Raw genomic sequence first — 15,318 nt, forward strand, 5'->3', positions numbered from 1 at the left:
GGAAAGCTGTCTACGCGCCGGCGCGGATCATGCCCTCTTGGGCAACCGTGGCGAGCAGCCGTCCTTGGCGGTCGAAGAAGCGGCCCATGGCAAGGCCCCTGTTGCTCTGACCGGAAATGGCATCCTGGGCGTAGAGCACCCAGTCGTCGGCGCGACCGTCGCGGTGGAACCACATGGAGTGGTCCAGGCTGGCGGTGGCGAGCCCCGGGCTGGACCAATTGAGGCCGTTCACCCGGAGCAGTGGCTCCAAAATCGTGTAATCGCAGACGTAAGCCAAGGCTGTGCGGTGGAGGTCGGCGTCGTCGGGCAGTGCGTCGAAGGCCTTCACCCAGATCGCCTGCTGCGGAACCGATCCACCTTCCAGATCGATATATACCGGACCAGGAATATGGCGCATATCGAAGCTCCGGCCCGCGGACCAGTACTCGGCGGCTTTGCCGTCCACGCCATCCAGTGCTTCAGCTGCCGTCCGCAGCGATTCAGGCTCGACGGCGGCAGGGGCCTCAGGCTGGAAGTCCGGTCCGTTCTCGGGAACCTGGAACGAACCCATGGCCGCGTACACGGGTTTGCCGTTTTGGAAGCCGCGGACGGTCCGCGTGGAGTAGCCCCGGCCATCCCGCAGGCGCTCCACTTCGTAGCGGACACTGGAACCAATATCCACCGGACGCATGAAGTAGCTGTGCATCGAGTGCAGAGTCCTGTCAGCATCAACGGACCGCATCATTGCGGCCGCGGCCTGTGCCACCATGTCTCCACCATAGGCTTTTGGCCACGGTACATACTGTGTGGTCGCTTCATAGGCTTCATCGAAAACTTCAGCCGTTGTGGGCGTCAGTTCAACGGCCTTGAGGAAGGTCTCCGAGGTCAGGGTTCCAGTGATCATGGCTTAGGCCCGGCGGTAGTCGGCGAGGGTTTCGTCGGCCACGTCTTCGAGGTTGACCACGAGGTTCTCCGGCGTGCGTGCCGTCAGCCAGACGAGCTCCTCGGTGACGGACATGTTGGCTTCAACGTGGGGCATGAACGGCGGCACGAAAACCCAGTCGCCGGCCTTCATGTCCAGGAATTCGGAGTAGTTCTCGCCGAAGTAGATCCGGCCGTGCCCCCGGAGTACATAGCCACCCGTTTCGGCCTCGCCATGGTGGTGCGGGAGTGAGCGGTACCCGGGGGTGTTGGATACCTGGCCGAACCAGATCTTGGTTGCCGGAGTGTGCTGGATGCTCACTCCGGAGACGCGGATGCAGTCGCCGGACTGGGCAGTGTTGGTGTCTTCCGCGCCGGCACGGGTGACGACGGGGACAACTTTGCCGTCGGCCTGGGCGTAGATGGAGTTGTCGCCTTCGAGGACGTATTCGGTGGTGCTCTGGCTCATGGGGTTCTCCTTTGGTGTGGTGTGACGTTCAGGCGTTGGCTGGAACTGAGGCGTGGATTCGGAACTGGTTCTCCAACCGGCCGATCCCGTCGATTTCGGTAGTGAGGACATCCCCGTCCTTGAGGAAGCGTGGCGGGGTCATCCCCATACCCACTCCCCCGGGCGTTCCCGTCAGGACGAGGTCGCCGGGACGCAGGACGGTGAACTGGGAGATGTAGGACAGCAACTGGGCCGGACCGAACACCAACGTGCTGGTATTCCCCTGCTGCACCAGCTCGCCGTTGACGTAGCCGCGGACCTCGAAGTGTTCTCCCGCTTCATCGGCGGTGACCATGACCGGGCCCACAGGGGTGCTGCCATCCCACGCTTTGCCTTGGAACCATTGCAGCGTCCGGCTCTGCCAATCGCGCATGGAAACATCGTTGGCCACGGTGTACCCGGCAATTGCCGCGCGGGCTTGGTCTTCATCCGCCCGGTACAGCTCGGAACCCACGACGACGGCCAGCTCGGCTTCCCAGTCGACGCGGTCGCTGCCCTGGACTTCCACGGCGTCGTTGGCTCCCACCAGGGTGTCCGCGTACTTGGCGAACAGCGTGGGGTACTCCGGCAGGTCCCGGCCCATTTCCTGGATGTGGTCACCGTAGTTCAGGCCACAGCAGATGACTTTGCCGGCGCGGGGAAGGAGGGGCGCAAGCACGGCTTCACCGGCGGCGATGACCCTCTGCTCCTTGGATGCCGCGGCCTCCGTCACCACTATCCGCCATTCCGACTGGGCCAGGAGGGCCCCGACGTCGGTGGCGGGCAGCGTGAGGTAGGAATCGGCGCCCGTGGCGAGCGCCGCCGTCGTACCTCCGTTGGCCGTGCGCAAGGTGGCGAGTTTCATGTGGGGGTTCCCTTCGAGTTTTACGATGTGTCGACTTTTTTACGATCGTCACATATGCTCAACGTAGCACGGCGGAAATGATCTGCACAGAGGCTTTCCAAAAGTTTTTGCAGTTGCCACAACGAGGAGGAACAGCATGAGCCACACAACAATCAACCCGGAATCGCTGGCCAAACCATCCGGCTACGCACACGGCATTCTTGCCGGGAACACCGTGTTCCTGGGCGGGCAGACCGCTCTGGACAAGAACATGAACATCGTTCCCGGCGGCATCGTGGAACAGTTCACGCAGGCGTTCTCCAACGTCATCACCACCCTGCGCGAGGCGGGCGGACAGCCTGAAGACCTGGTCAACGTGACCATCTACCTCACGGACGTGGACGACTACATGGCCAACGGCCGCGAAATCGGGCGCATCTGGCGTGAAATGGCGGGCTCGCAATATCCGGCTATGGCTGGCATCGGGGTCACACGGCTGTGGCAGAAAGAGGCCCTGATCGAAATCCAGGGCATCGCGGTGATTCCCGAGCGCTAAAGACTCTGGCACCTTCGGCGCGCTTGGGGAAGCATGTCCCTATGGGAACCGTCACCGAATATCTGGAGAGCGTCTCTGCCGGCAATCGCGGCATTCTTGAGCGGATTGTGGGGATCGCCCGCGAGCTCGCGCCCGACGCCGAAGAAGGCGTCAGCTACGGGATGCCCGCGCTGCTGGTTGATGGCAAGGGCTTGGTGAGCGTGCTCGAAACGAAGAAACACCTGGCCCTGTACCCGTTCAGCGGGCAGATCCTGCCGGAGATGTCGGAGGAGCTGGGCGGCTATTCGTGGTCGCCGGGGACGCTGCGGTTCTCGGCAGACAACCCCGTGCCCGACTCGATGGTGCGGCGGATCCTGGAGACACGGCTGGCGGCGATCCGGAAGTAGCCCCCGGCTGACCGACTGAGTCGGGTGGGTTAGTGCTTGGCGGACACGTCCTGCGAGATCGCGTTGGCCGTGGCCACTACTTCCAGCCGCACTGACTCGAGGTACACGTCTGGGTCTGGCCGGGCTGCGACGGCCTGGGCCTGCAGGGACACGTTTATTGCGGCAACATTGTCGCCGTTGTTGTGGTTCCACACCGGCGCCGCGATGGACATCAGGCCGATTTCCAGCTCCTGGTCCAGCAGGCACCAGCCTTGCGCACGGACATGCTCGACGGCGGCCCTCAAGTCGGGCACGCTGGCCACGGTTCGCGGCGTGATCGGGGTAAGTTCCGCCGTCGAAAGGTAGGCCTCAAACTTGGCCTGGGGCAATCCGGCGAGCAGGACGCGCCCCATGGACGTTGCGTACGCCGGGAAGCGGGTGCCCACGGTGATGCCGACGTTCATGATCCGGCGGGTAGCGACGCGGGCAACGTAGAAAATGTCCGGACCGTCCAGGACCGCGGCCGACGTCGACTCCCCCAGCTTCAGGCTGAGCTGCTCCAAGTGGGGCTGGGCGAGCTGGGGCAGGGACAGCGCGGAGAGATACGAGTAGCCAAGCTGCAGCACCTTGGCCGTGAGCGCGAACGTCTTGCCATCAGTGCGGACGTAGCCGAGCTCAACCAGGGTGTGCAGGAACCTCCGGGCCGTTGCGCGGGTCAGGTCCGTGCGGGCCGCGACTTCGCTGAGCGTCATCACCGGGTTGTTTGCGTCGAAGGCCCGGATCACAGCGAGACCCCTGGCCAACGACTGGACGTACTGGTCGCTGGCCTGCGGGGTAACTGCGGAGTCGGTCATGGTTTCCAATCCTAGATTGCGTTGCGAGGCCCACTCCGCACGCTTGGCGCGCGAAATACCCTGCAAACCAGGCCCCACAACGCGAAGGACCCAACGTTGCGAGGCCCACTCCGCACGCTCAGCGCGCAAAATACCCTGCAAAACAGGCCCCACAACGCGAAGAGCCCAACTTGCGAGACCCACTCCGCACGCTCAGCGCGCAAAATACCCTGCAAAACAGGCCCCACAACGCGAGGAGCCCAACTTGCGAGGCCTACTCTGCCTTCTTCAGCGGCAGCGGTACGAGCTCCTGGATTTCCTCGAAGGTGCAGCCGAAGGTCTCGCGGACGGTGACGCCGTCGGGTCCTGTCAGGAACACAGCCTTGTCCGTGTACACGCGGGTGACGCAGCCGACGCCAGTGAGCGGGTAGGTGCACTGTTCCACGAGCTTGGACACGCCCTCGCGCGTCAGCAAAGTCATCATCACAAACACGTCCTTGGCGCCGGTGGCGAGGTCCATGGCACCTCCGACGGCGGGGATGGCGTCGGGCGCTCCGGTGTGCCAGTTGGCCAGGTCACCCGTTGCGGAAACCTGGAAGGCGCCGAGCACGCAGATGTCCAGGTGCCCGCCGCGCATGATCGCGAACGAGTCGGCGTGGTGGAAGTACGAGGCCCCGGGCAGCTCCGTGACGGGGATCTTCCCGGCATTGATCAGGTCACCATCGACGTCATCCCCAACAGCGGCCGGGCCCATCCCCAGCATCCCGTTCTCCGTGTGGAGCGTGATGTTCTGTTCCTCGGTGAGGTAGTTGGACACCAGTGTTGGCTGGCCAATGCCCAGGTTCACGAAGGAGCCAGGGACGATGTCGCGGGCCACCAGCTGGGCGAGTTCGTCGCGGCCCAGCGGCTTTTCGAAGGTCTGGAGGCTGGTTTGGGTGCTCATGATCAGGCCACCTGTTCTGCGCTGGAACCGCCGACGCGGACCACGCTGTTGACGTAAATACCGGGTGTCACCACGTTTTCCGGATCCAGGGAACCGGTTGGCACGATTTCCGAGACCTGCACAATGGTGTGCTTGGCAGCAGCAGCCATAATCGGGCCGAAGTTCCGGGCGGTCTTGCGGTACACGAGGTTGCCCTTGCCGTCGGCCTTGAGTGCTTTGATCAGGGCAACATCGGCGTGGATCGGTGTTTCGAACACCTGCCATTTCCCGTCCAGCAACCGGGTTTCCTTGCCCTCGGCCAGCGTGGTGCCATAGCCGGTGGGCGTGAAGAAGCCACCAATTCCAGCGCCCGCGGCACGGATCCGCTCGGCCAGGTTGCCCTGCGGGACCAGTTCCAGCTCGATCTCTCCGGCGTGGAACTTGGCGTCGAAATGCCATGAATCGGACTGCCGTGGGAAGGAGCAGATCATCTTGCGGACCCGGCCTTCCTTGATCAGCAGCGCCAGGCCTTGGTCGCCCTGGCCGGCGTTGTTGTTCACCACGGTCAGGTCCTTGGCACCGCAGTCCATGAGGGCATCGATCAGTTCGAACGGCTGCCCGGCGTTGCCGAACCCGCCGATCATCACGGTGGAGCCGTCCTTGATGCCGGCGACAGCCTCGCCAACAGTGTCAATGAAATTCAGCATGACTCAACCCCTTTCTTATGCCGATGCGCCGGCAGTGACGTTCTCCAACACAACGGCCAGGCCTTGGCCCACGCCGATGCAGATCGCTGCGACACCCCAACGCTGCCCGGACGCCTGCAGCGAACGGGCGAGCGTACCCAGGATGCGGGTACCGGAGGCACCGAGCGGGTGACCCATCGCGATCGCACCGCCGTGCTGGTTCACGATTGCGGGATCGATCCCCCACGCGTCAACGCACGCCAGCGATTGTGCGGCGAACGCTTCGTTAAGTTCGACGGCGCCAACCTGGTCCCAGCCGATGCCCGCCTTCGCGAGGGCCTTGTTTGCGGCCTCCACAGGGGCGAAGCCAAAGTACTGGGGATCGTTGCCGTGCGCACCCCGGCCGGCGATGCGGGCCAGGGGCTCCATGCCCAGCAGCCCAGAAGCAGCCTCCGAGCCGATCCACGCCGCCGAAGCACCGTCAGATAATGGCGAGGCATTCCCGGCGGTGACCGTACCGCCGTCGGGCCCGTCAGCCTCGGGCCGGAACACGGTCTTCAAACCGCCCAGCTTCTCCGCCGATGAACCTGCTCGGATGCCCTCGTCGCGGACCAGGTCAGTGCCCGGAACCTGCGACACCAGAGAATCGTAGAAGCCTTCGTTCCACGCAGCATCGGCCAGATTATGTGAATCAGCCGCAAAAGCATCCTGGCGTTCCCGGGTGATGCCGTACTTCTCCCGCAGCCGTTCGGTGGCTTCGCCCAAGGAGATGGTCCAGTCCCTGTTCATGGCCGGGTTCACCAAACGCCAACCGAGCGTGGTTGAAGCGAGGGTCATGTCACCGGCCGGGTAGGGCTTGGACGTCTTCGGCAACACCCAGGGCGCACGGGACATGGATTCGGCCCCGCCCACGAGCATGAGGTCGGCGTCGCCGGCGTTGATCTGGCGCGAAGCGATGATCGCTGCATCCAAGGAAGATCCACACAGACGGTTGACCGTGGTTCCCGGAATGGAGACCGGAAGCCCGGCGAGCAGCGTGGCCATGCGGGCAACGTTGCGGTTTTCTTCGCCGGCACCGTTGGCGTTGCCGAACACCACCTCGTCGATCCTCTCGACATCCAGGCCGGGAGCACGCTTGACGGACTCGCGGACCACGTGGGCAGCAAGGTCATCGGGACGGACAGCGGCAAGACCGGAGCCGAACTTGCCAAAGGGCGTGCGCACGGCGTCGTACACAAAAGCCTGGTTCATGGGTTTTCCTTCGTTCTCTCTGCCCAACTGAGTAACAGCAAACGTCGCTATGAGCCCCCAATGGGACGTTTGCTGTTACCTAGTTGGGTGGCGGTGGGGACTAGTTGGGTTCGTTGGCGTCGATCTCGGCGAATACTTTTTGGGCCGTCTTGAACGCGGAGTTGGCTGACGGCACGCTGCAATAGATGGCGGTCTGCAGCAGGATTTCCTTGATTTCGTCCCTGCTCAGGCCGTTGTTGAGGGCTGCCCTGATGTGCATGGCGAGCTCTTCCCAGTGACCGTGCGCCACCAGTGCCGTGAGGGTGACGGCGGAGCGCATTTGCCGGCTCAGGCCGGGCCGCGTCCAGATGCCACCCCAGGCGATCCTGGTGATCATGTCCTGGTAATCCTCGGTAAAGGAGTCCTTGCCGGCGTTGGCCCGGTCCACATGGGCATCGCCCAGTACTTCGCGGCGGACCACCATTCCGGCGTCGTACAGGTCCTGGATGGTGGAGTCCGGCTGCACGGCGCCGTTCCGTTCGAAATTGTCCGGGGACACAGTGCTCACAGTCCGTTCTCCTTCACAAAGGTGCGCATCAAGTCCGCCACAGCGGCGGGTGCCTCGGCGGGCGCCAGGTGACCCACGCCGTCGAGCGTTTGCACCTCGGCCAAACCGCCGCCGGCTTTGATGCCCGAAACCACGGCTTCGGCCATCGACGGCGGCGCCACCGAATCCTCGACGCCGGCGATCACCTGCGTGGGGACAGTGATGCTGCCGAGCTGCTCGCGGACGTCGAACGCGGCGAGGGCCTCACAGCAGAACGCATAACCGAAGCGGTCGGCGTCGCGGAGGGCATGCAGGAGGCGGCTGCTGATCTCCGACTGCCGGTCCATGAAACCGGGACCGAACCAGCGTTCGGCCGAGCCTTGGATCATGACAGGCGTCCCCAACTTGCGGACCGTTTCGGCGCGTTCCAGCCAGCCTTCGGGCGTGCCCAGCTTGGCGCCACTGCACTGGACGGAGAGGCTGCGAAGGCGGTGGCCATGCTTGATGGCGAGTTGGAGGCCGGTGGCCCCACCGAGCGAAACACCCGCATAGTGAAAGGACGCGCCCGGCGAAACAGAGTCAACGAGATCGACGACGGCGTCCGCCAGTTCCGCGACATCGAAACCTTCTATGGTGGTCGGCGAAATGCCGTGGCCGGGGAGGTCCCAACCGATGACGTCGTACTCGTCGCCGAGGAGGGCCGCGGTTTCGGTCCAAAGAACCGTGGACGTACCCAGCGAAGGGCCCACCACCAGGAGCGGCTTGGTTCCGAGCCCGCGCTGCGGGGAGAGCAGCACGGCCTTGACGATTGGTTTAGCCACGAGCGGCTCCCTTCGATGATGATGCAAAGTTCGGGTAGGCGGCAAGGATCCGACGACTGATTTCCCGGGCCTCGCCGAGGTAGCTTGCGGGGTTCAGGAGTGCATCAAGTTCGGCGTCGGAGAGCTTGTCCGCAGGCACCGTCTCGCGCAGGAGTTTGGTGTAAATCCGGGGCTGCTCAGCGGCGGGCGCCTTGAGGGTTTCATCGACGACGCCCTGCAGTTTTTGCTTCCCGTCCTCCCCAAGGAGGGGGGCGACGGCGGCTGAGACGCCTTCGCTGAGGAGCAGCGGTCCGGAGATCTCCAGGTTCCGGCGCATAGCATCAGGGAAAACACGGAGGCCTTCGGAGAGCTCGCGGACGTGTCCGGCAGCCCCGAGCGTCAAGGCCAAGAGCTGCCGGAGCGCGGGCCATTCGCTATGCCAGGCGCCATCGGGTCGCTCGTCGTTGAAGGTTGCTGCGGCGAGGTGCAGTTGCGATGCGAGACCGGGTGCCTGCAACGCTGCACTGCGGATCAGCACTGACAGCACGGGGTTTTGCTTCTGCGGCATGGCCGAGGAAACTCCACGCCCGGCGGCCAGGGGTTCGCCGAGTTCGGCGACTTCCGGCCGGCTGAGGAACAGCAGGTCAGCGGCGATCTTGCCGAAGGAATCCAGGAGCGCCCCCAACGCGTCGCCCAGCGAAGTGACGGCCAGCCGGTTGCTGTGCCACGGGGCGGGAGCGGGTGCCAGGCCCAACGCTGCGGCCAGGGAATCGGCCAATGTAAACGGCGTTGCGTCCGAACCAGCAGTGAGCTTGGTGCCCGAGGCCAGCGTTCCGCCCGCCCCGCCATACTGCACCGGAAATTCCAAGGACTCCAATCGCGCAGCCGCGGCGGCCACGCCCTGGAACCACTGGGCGGCCTTGAGCCCAAAGGTATAGGGCAGGGCATGCTGCGTCAGGCTCCTGCCCACGCTCAACGTGCCCGCATGCTGTTCCGCCAAGGTGGCGAGCGCCGTCGTCGTGCCCTTGACCTCGGCCAGCAACGAGGAAACGGTGCGGCTGGCGAGAAGCATGAGGGCGGAGTCGAGGACGTCCTGGCTGGTCAGCGATGTGTGCACAGCTTTGGCGGCGCCGATTCCGGCAGTGTCCAACTCCCGGACCCGGGCCCGCAAGTCTCCGAGCAAGGGAATCACCGGGTTTCCGCCGCCTTGGGCGCGCTCCGCTACCGAAAGAACGTCGTAAGAACCGGGATCGGCGGCTTCGGCCACCACGGCGGCGGATCCGGCGGGAGCCAGTCCCGCTTCCTCGAGGACAGCAGCCCAGGAGGCTTCGACGTCGAGGATTGCCGCGATTACGGCACGGTCGCCCGTCAGCGCCACCACGGAGGGCGACGCCGAAACGGGGCTGAGGAGGCCGAAGTCGCCGTCGATCATGCCGGGTTTTCCGTTTCGGCAGTTTCCTGGTTGTTCCCGACGCTGTTATCCAGCGATCCGTCCTGCTGGAAGTCCAGGAACACGGTCTCGTCGCCGCCCTGGAGACGGATGTCCCAGGTGAGGCCGCCGTCAGGGTCGCGGCGGGCGATGAGCGTCTTGCGGCGCTCGGGATCCAGGGAGCTCAGCAGGGGATCGTTGGCCAGCGCTTCCTCGTTTTCCGGGAGGTAGACGCGGGTGAAGAGGCGGTTCATGAGGCCGCGGGCGAACACGGCAACGGAGATGAACGCTGCCGCCCCCGGAGCCGTGGGGCCAGGGTTGACCGTGGTGAAGGTGTACACGCCCGAGTTGCCAACGGAGCCGCGGCCCCATCCGGTGAACGTGTAGCCGTCGCGGACCAGGGAGCCGGTGCGCTGAACGATGTTGCCCTCGGAATCAGGCTGCCAGATTTCCAGGATGGCGTCCGGGATGGGGTTGCCGGTGCCGTCGTACACGGTGCCCTGGAGGCGGATGCTGCCGGGGCTTCCGGGTGCCAGGAGTTCGTTGTCCTTGTTGAAGGGGAGGGCGTAGCCGTAGAAAGGGCCTACGGTCTGGCCCGGTGTGGGTGCCAGCTTGCTCATGCGCTTACTCCTCGTCCCCGGCGTCGCCGTATGCTTCGTTTTCTGTCCAGGTCCGCTTGGAACCGGTCAGGATGATGTCCCACTTGTAGCCGAGCGCCCATTCGGGGCTGGTGAGCTCGTGGTCATACTGTGCCACGAGGCGGTCGCGGGCGTCCTGGTCCACGATCGACTGGTAGATGGGGTCCAGCGGGAAGAGCTGGTCACCCGGGAAGTACATCTGGGTGACGATCCGCTGCGTGAACTCAGAGCCGAACATGGAGAAGTGGATGTGCGCCGGACGCCAGGCGTTCAGGTGGTTCTTCCACGGGTAGGCGCCGGGCTTGATGGTGGTGAAGCTGTAGGAGCCGTCGTCGCCGGTGATGCAACGCCCGACGCCGGTGAAGTTCGGGTCCAGGGGTGCGGGGTGCTGGTCGCGCTTGTGGATGTAGCGGCCTGATGCGTTCGCCTGCCAGATTTCCACCAGCTGGCCGGCCACCGGGCGGCCGTCGCCATCAAGGACCCGGCCCGCGACGATGATGCGTTCACCCTGCGGCTCGCCGTTGTGCTGGATGGTCAGGTCCGACTCCAATGCGTGCACGTCCTGGTGTCCGAACGCCGGCGAGTAGAGCTCAATGGTTTCCGGGTCCGCGTGGTGCAGGCTCTTGGTGGGGTGGCGAAGGATGCTGCTGCGGTACGGCGCGTAGTCCAGCCGCGGCATGGTCTCCGGACCTTTCCCGTTCTTCAGTGCCTCGGCGTAGCGGTCCCCGATGCCCTTGATCTCAGCACTGAGATCCGCCTGGGTTTCCACCTTTTTGGCTTGGTGGGCGGCCTGCGGCTCTGCGGGCGGCACGAGTTCCTCGGATTCGAGCGCCTGTGCTGTCTGTTCGTGTGGCACGGCCGGCTCCTTTCGGTTGACGGTTTCTGTTGGTTGGCGGGGCGGCGGTGGGTTTACACCCGGTGGAGCGAGTCGTATTGGACGGCGTGGCGCACCGGGGCGTTGGGCGCCCCGTAACCGTCGTAGTTGCCGCGGCGTTCCACCATTTCGAAGAACACACTGCCCACTGTGGCGGTGTAGAAGTGGAGGAATTCGCCGTTGGCGTCCCGGTCATACAGGAGGTTCAGCTCCTTGAGGGTGGCCAGGAATCCGGGTTCGAGATCGAACCGGGCGTCCAGGTCCTCGTAATAGTTGGCCGGAATCTGCAGGAACTCCAGGCCTCTTTGGTGGGCGGACCGGGCGGTGGCCACGAGGTCGTCCACGGCGAAGGCGATGTGTTCCTGATACGTTTTGCGCGCTGTTTGTGCCTGCTGGGCCGGTGCAAGGTTCAGGACCAGCCTGACCTCCCCGTTGCTGGTTTCCATGACCTGCGAGCGGACCAGGCCGCTGGGACTTGGGACTTCAGCGAAGGGCTGCGGTTCCAGGGCAAGGGCGCTGGTATAGAAGAGGACGGCTTCGTCAAAGTGCTGCCACGGCTGGGCGAGGTTCACGTGGTCGATCACGGCGTTCTGCGTGCTGGGGGCGTGTTCCCGCCCTTCGCCGAACTCGTGCGTCCATGCCGCGGTGCCGTCCGGGCTTCCCTGGCACAGGAAGATCTCGGTGGAATCGGGCGCGGAGATGCCTTGGAAGACTTCCTCGTCGGCCTGGACCTTGCGGGCAACCACGGGTGCCTTGAGTTGCTGGGCGCGGGCGGAGGCAATCACTGGGGAGTCGACGTCGAACCCCAAAGCGGCGATAGCCGGTTCCGCGTGGGATGCCGCCTGTTCGTTGATGATCACGCGGGCCTGGCCCATGGTCCAGAGCTGGACGTCCTTGGTGCGGTGCCGGCCCTCGAACTCGAACCCGAGCTGGCCCAGGAGCTTCTCCAGCTGCGCGGTGTCGTCCGCTTTGACCTCGGCGAAGTTGAAGCCGGCGGGCTCGTTCACCTTGGGCAGCGTGGCAAGTTCCATGGGATAACGACGGCGGGATGCGGCTTTTGCGTCAGTTCCCGCTTCCGCGGAGGTGCTTGCGAGCCATGCGGCACTCTGCTCCTCAAGCCAGATCAGGGAGCGCATGGCGTCAACGGCCGTGCGCTCGGTGTCCGACTGCCGGAAGACGTCGTTGAAAACTTCCAGTGACACCGGCCCGGCGTAACCTGCGCGGACCACGTGGCCCATGAACTTGGCGAGTTCGAACTGGCCCTCCCCGGGGAAAACCCGGTAGTGGCGGCTCCAGGAGAGCACGTCCATGGAGAGCTTGGGGGCGTCGGCAACTTGGACGAAGAAGATCTTCTCCGCGTTGATTTCCTCGATCGGTGCCGTGTCCCAGTCGCGGGACAGGATGTGGAACGAGTCCAGGCAGGTGCCGAGGTTGGGGTGGTCCACCATCTCCACCAAGCGGTACGCGTGCTCGTAGTCGTTGACGTATTTGCCCCAGGCCAGTGCCTCGTAGGCAACCTTGACGCCGTGGTCCCCTGCCAATACTGCGAGTTCGGCCAGCTGTTCAGCGCGGAGGTCGTCGTGGTCGATGGTGGCCGTGGCGACGTTGGAGCAGACCAGGATGGTGTCCATGCCCAAGCGTTCCATCAGGTTGAATTTGGCCTCTGCCCGCTTGAGGTTGGCCTTCAGCAGGTCCGGAGTGACGCCGTCGAAATCGCGGAACGGCTGGTAGAGATCAAGGCCCAAGCCAAGATCCGCGGCCATTTTCCGTACTTCCTCCGGGCTGTGCGGAGAGGTGACCAGGTCCTGTTCGAAGATCTCAATGCCGTCAAAGCCCGCAATGGCGCAGGCCTGCATTTTCTCTTTCAGTGTGCCGGACAGGCAGACCGTTGCGATTCCGGTGCGCATCAGTGGCCCGCCTTTGCCAGCTCGGGGGTTGCTGCGTCTTCCGCCGCGATCAGCTCCAGGAAGTGGGCGCGCATCCGGTCCCGGTCGGCTTTGCGGCCGGTGATGAGCTGGAAAGCGTCCGCCGCCTGACCGACTGCCATGCGGCCGCCGTCGAGGACGTCGCATCCCTTGGCGCGGGCCTGGCGGACCAGCTGCGTTTCAATAGGCCGGTAGACGATGTCCGCCACCCAGTGCCGCGGCTCCAGGAGTTCGATGTCCAAAGGCAAGCCAGGGTGGGCGGCCATGCCGATCGGGGTGCAGTGCACCAATCCGTCAGCCAGGGGCATGATCCCCGGCAGCTCGGTGGTGCTTCGGGGCGTCACGGTGGCCTCCGGGAAGAGTGCGCCCAGTTCCGCGGCGCGTTCTGCCGCACGGGCCGGGTCCATGTCCACGAGGTCCAGCGTTTTGACGCCGGCTGTGAGGAGTGCGTAGGCGACGGCGGAGCCGGCACCGCCCGCACCAAGCTGGACCACGCGATCCAGTTTTGCCTTGGGGAGCCCGTCGGCGAGCGCCGAGCCGAAACCGGAGAAGTCGGTGTTGTGGCCGATCAGCCGACCATCCTGGATCAGGACTGTATTGACGGCACCCAGTCGACGGGCGTCGTCGGAAATTTCATCAAGGCGTTCCAGCACCAACTGCTTGCACGGGTGCGTGATGTTCAGGCCGTTGTAGCCCATACGGTTCGCTGCGGTCAGGAGATCCCCGACGGCGGTGGCCGGCAATGCGAGTTCCAGCAGGTCCAGGGGGCGGTACAGCAAGCGGAGGCCTTGCACATCGGCTTCGCGTTCATGCATGGGCGGCGTGAGCGAGGGCATGACGCCTTCGCCTATGAGGCCCACCAGAACGGACTCGGCTCGGTTGCTCATCCTAAAGCTCCTTTGACTTCAGCACCGCGGGCGTTTGGCACTTTTGGAACGCGCCGCCTGACCGGGTGTTATTGAGATTACTACAAGTGTTCATATTCCGCACGCTTGTTCTTATCGCGAACATTTGGCGATTGTGGTGCCGCGTTGCGGGGTGTGCGTTGCGGGGCCCGCTCTGCCGGGTATCCCGCGTGCTTGGGGTGCATAACGGGCCTCCCAACGAGAGGGGGTGTGCGTTGCGGGGCCCGCTCCGCTGGGTATCCCGCGTGCTTGGGGTGCATAACGGGCCTCCCAACGAGAGGGGTGCGTTGCGGGGCCCGCTCTGCCGGGTATCCATCGTGTTTGGTGTGCATAACGGGCCTCCCAACGTGCGGGGGGTGCGTTGCGGGGCCCACTCTGCCGGGTATCCATCGTGTTTGGTGTGCATAACGGGCCTCCCAACGAGAGGGGTGCGTTGCGGGGCCCGCTCTGCCGGGTATCCATCGTGTTTGGTGTGCATAACGGGCCTCACAACGGGGGCTAGCGCTGGGGCAGGCGGGCCGACAACTCAGCTGCGGCTTCCTGCAGGGTGGGGACGTGCGCGATCAGCTCCTCCATGCCCATCCGGAAGACGGGCACGGCGACTGCCAGCGATGCGAACGCATGGCCTTGTGAGTTGAGGACGGGAACCGCGACGGCGCGCATTCCGACCTCATTCTCCTCGTCCATCACGGCGTAGCCCTGGCGTCTAACCTGCTCGATTTCCTCCCGGAACACATCGCGATCTGTGATGGAACGTTCCGTGAGGGGGTCCAGGGGAAGCTCTTCCAGCAGGCGCTTCCGCTCCACCTCTTCCTCGAAAGCCACAATGGCCTTGCCCACGGACGTTGTGTGCAGGGCACCGAGATGGCCGGGATCGCTGGTGACGCGGAACGTCTTGGGGCCATCCACCTTGTTGACCGTCAGGTGATGGTTGCCGTCGCGGACAGAAAGGATGGTGGCCTCATGCGTCCGCTCCGTGACCCGCTGCAGGACAGGCAGTGCCGTAGCCGCGAAGCCGTGGTGGTTGGAAACCCGCTGCCCCAGCTGGAACACGCGCAGGCCCAGGTGGTAGCGCCGCCCGTCGGGCTCGTAGTCCACAAACCCGTCCCGTGTCAGCGAGCCCAGCAGCCGGTAGGTGGTGCTGAAGGGCAGGCCTGCACTCCTTGCCAGGTCCGCCGCGCTGGCGCCGCGCGGCTCGTCGCCCAGCAGGACCAACAAACTCAGGGCTTTGCCGACCATGTCGGTCTTTGTGTCTTCTTTCACACTCATGACTCGATGCTCCCACATAGTGAGAGCTATTTCTAGATGGTGGTGACATCTCTTGACAAGTGACCCCACTCACAGCCACTATTGCTGTATTGCACAAGTAGCTCTCAC

17 protein-coding genes are annotated in these 15,318 nt (G+C 64.6%); 2 read left to right on the forward strand and 15 right to left on the reverse strand.

Going from position 1 to position 15,318, the window contains the following annotated elements; translation table 11 throughout:
* Nucleotides 1-10 precede the first annotated feature (10 nt).
* From LDN85_RS21150 to LDN85_RS21160, 3 genes are read right to left on the reverse strand one after another with little or no spacing between them, the layout of a single operon-like run.
* Nucleotides 11-883, reverse strand: coding sequence for an acyl-CoA thioesterase domain-containing protein (locus tag LDN85_RS21150; RefSeq protein ID WP_223944193.1), 873 nt, complete (start codon nucleotides 881-883; stop codon nucleotides 11-13).
* A 3-nt stretch (nucleotides 884-886) separates the two neighbouring features.
* Nucleotides 887-1,369 (reverse strand): cupin domain-containing protein, encoded by a 483-nt coding sequence (locus LDN85_RS21155; RefSeq protein WP_026541145.1) that lies wholly within the window; start codon nucleotides 1,367-1,369, stop codon nucleotides 887-889.
* Between the two features lie 28 nt (nucleotides 1,370-1,397).
* Entirely contained in the window at nucleotides 1,398-2,252 is an 855-nt protein-coding gene (locus LDN85_RS21160; protein WP_223944195.1) for a fumarylacetoacetate hydrolase family protein, read from the reverse strand.
* Between the two features lie 136 nt (nucleotides 2,253-2,388).
* On the opposite strand from LDN85_RS21160, the gene LDN85_RS21165 reads away from it, so the two are divergent.
* The gene (locus tag LDN85_RS21165; RefSeq protein ID WP_026541143.1) at nucleotides 2,389-2,787 is read left to right on the forward strand and encodes a RidA family protein; all 399 of its coding nucleotides are present in this window, start codon (nucleotides 2,389-2,391) and stop codon (nucleotides 2,785-2,787) included.
* 41 nt (nucleotides 2,788-2,828) lie between these two features.
* Complete coding sequence (locus LDN85_RS21170; protein ID WP_026541142.1) at nucleotides 2,829-3,173, forward strand: DUF1801 domain-containing protein; 345 nt, start codon at nucleotides 2,829-2,831, stop codon at nucleotides 3,171-3,173.
* Between the two features lie 29 nt (nucleotides 3,174-3,202).
* Here the strand turns inward: LDN85_RS21170 and LDN85_RS21175 are convergent, their stop codons facing one another.
* The 12 genes from LDN85_RS21175 to LDN85_RS21230 all read right to left on the reverse strand — a co-directional run bounded on the left by LDN85_RS21175 (nucleotide 3,203) and on the right by LDN85_RS21230 (nucleotide 15,210).
* The gene (locus LDN85_RS21175) at nucleotides 3,203-4,006 is read right to left on the reverse strand and encodes an IclR family transcriptional regulator C-terminal domain-containing protein (protein WP_223944197.1); all 804 of its coding nucleotides are present in this window, start codon (nucleotides 4,004-4,006) and stop codon (nucleotides 3,203-3,205) included.
* A gap of 253 nt (nucleotides 4,007-4,259) precedes the next feature.
* Nucleotides 4,260-4,928 (reverse strand): 3-oxoacid CoA-transferase subunit B, encoded by a 669-nt coding sequence (locus tag LDN85_RS21180; RefSeq protein WP_091553479.1) that lies wholly within the window; start codon nucleotides 4,926-4,928, stop codon nucleotides 4,260-4,262.
* A 2-nt stretch (nucleotides 4,929-4,930) separates the two neighbouring features.
* Nucleotides 4,931-5,614 (reverse strand): 3-oxoacid CoA-transferase subunit A, encoded by a 684-nt coding sequence (locus LDN85_RS21185; RefSeq protein WP_026547714.1) that lies wholly within the window; start codon nucleotides 5,612-5,614, stop codon nucleotides 4,931-4,933.
* 15 nt (nucleotides 5,615-5,629) lie between these two features.
* The gene (locus LDN85_RS21190; protein WP_223944199.1) at nucleotides 5,630-6,844 is read right to left on the reverse strand and encodes a thiolase family protein; all 1,215 of its coding nucleotides are present in this window, start codon (nucleotides 6,842-6,844) and stop codon (nucleotides 5,630-5,632) included.
* Between the two features lie 100 nt (nucleotides 6,845-6,944).
* Nucleotides 6,945-7,391: a 4-carboxymuconolactone decarboxylase gene (gene pcaC / locus LDN85_RS21195; protein WP_026541137.1), complete on the reverse strand. Its 447-nt coding sequence runs from the start codon at nucleotides 7,389-7,391 to the stop codon at nucleotides 6,945-6,947.
* Nucleotides 7,388-8,191: an alpha/beta fold hydrolase gene (locus LDN85_RS21200; protein WP_223944201.1), complete on the reverse strand. Its 804-nt coding sequence runs from the start codon at nucleotides 8,189-8,191 to the stop codon at nucleotides 7,388-7,390. The genes pcaC and LDN85_RS21200 overlap by 4 nt, the downstream gene beginning before the upstream one ends.
* Nucleotides 8,184-9,602 carry a lyase family protein gene (locus LDN85_RS21205; protein ID WP_223944203.1) on the reverse strand — a complete coding sequence of 473 codons (1,419 nt, stop codon included), beginning with the start codon at nucleotides 9,600-9,602 and terminating at the stop codon, nucleotides 8,184-8,186. The genes LDN85_RS21200 and LDN85_RS21205 overlap by 8 nt, the downstream gene beginning before the upstream one ends.
* Complete coding sequence (pcaG, locus tag LDN85_RS21210; RefSeq protein WP_223944205.1) at nucleotides 9,599-10,219, reverse strand: protocatechuate 3,4-dioxygenase subunit alpha; 621 nt, start codon at nucleotides 10,217-10,219, stop codon at nucleotides 9,599-9,601. Before pcaG ends, LDN85_RS21205 begins: the two co-directional genes overlap by 4 nt.
* 4 nt (nucleotides 10,220-10,223) lie before the next feature.
* Nucleotides 10,224-11,093: a protocatechuate 3,4-dioxygenase subunit beta gene (gene pcaH, locus LDN85_RS21215; protein ID WP_026547718.1), complete on the reverse strand. Its 870-nt coding sequence runs from the start codon at nucleotides 11,091-11,093 to the stop codon at nucleotides 10,224-10,226.
* A 53-nt stretch (nucleotides 11,094-11,146) separates the two neighbouring features.
* Nucleotides 11,147-13,018: a sugar phosphate isomerase/epimerase and 4-hydroxyphenylpyruvate domain-containing protein gene (locus LDN85_RS21220; protein WP_223944213.1), complete on the reverse strand. Its 1,872-nt coding sequence runs from the start codon at nucleotides 13,016-13,018 to the stop codon at nucleotides 11,147-11,149.
* Nucleotides 13,018-13,923 (reverse strand): shikimate dehydrogenase, encoded by a 906-nt coding sequence (locus LDN85_RS21225; RefSeq protein WP_223944215.1) that lies wholly within the window; start codon nucleotides 13,921-13,923, stop codon nucleotides 13,018-13,020. The genes LDN85_RS21220 and LDN85_RS21225 overlap by 1 nt, the downstream gene beginning before the upstream one ends.
* A gap of 516 nt (nucleotides 13,924-14,439) precedes the next feature.
* On the reverse strand, nucleotides 14,440-15,210 hold the full coding sequence (locus tag LDN85_RS21230) for an IclR family transcriptional regulator (RefSeq protein WP_026547721.1): 771 nt from the start codon (nucleotides 15,208-15,210) through the stop codon (nucleotides 14,440-14,442).
* Nucleotides 15,211-15,318 lie beyond the last annotated feature (108 nt).

It is taken from the genome of Arthrobacter sp. StoSoilB20, from assembly GCF_019977295.1.
Classification (GTDB): Bacteria; Actinomycetota; Actinomycetes; order Actinomycetales; family Micrococcaceae; genus Arthrobacter; species Arthrobacter nicotinovorans_A.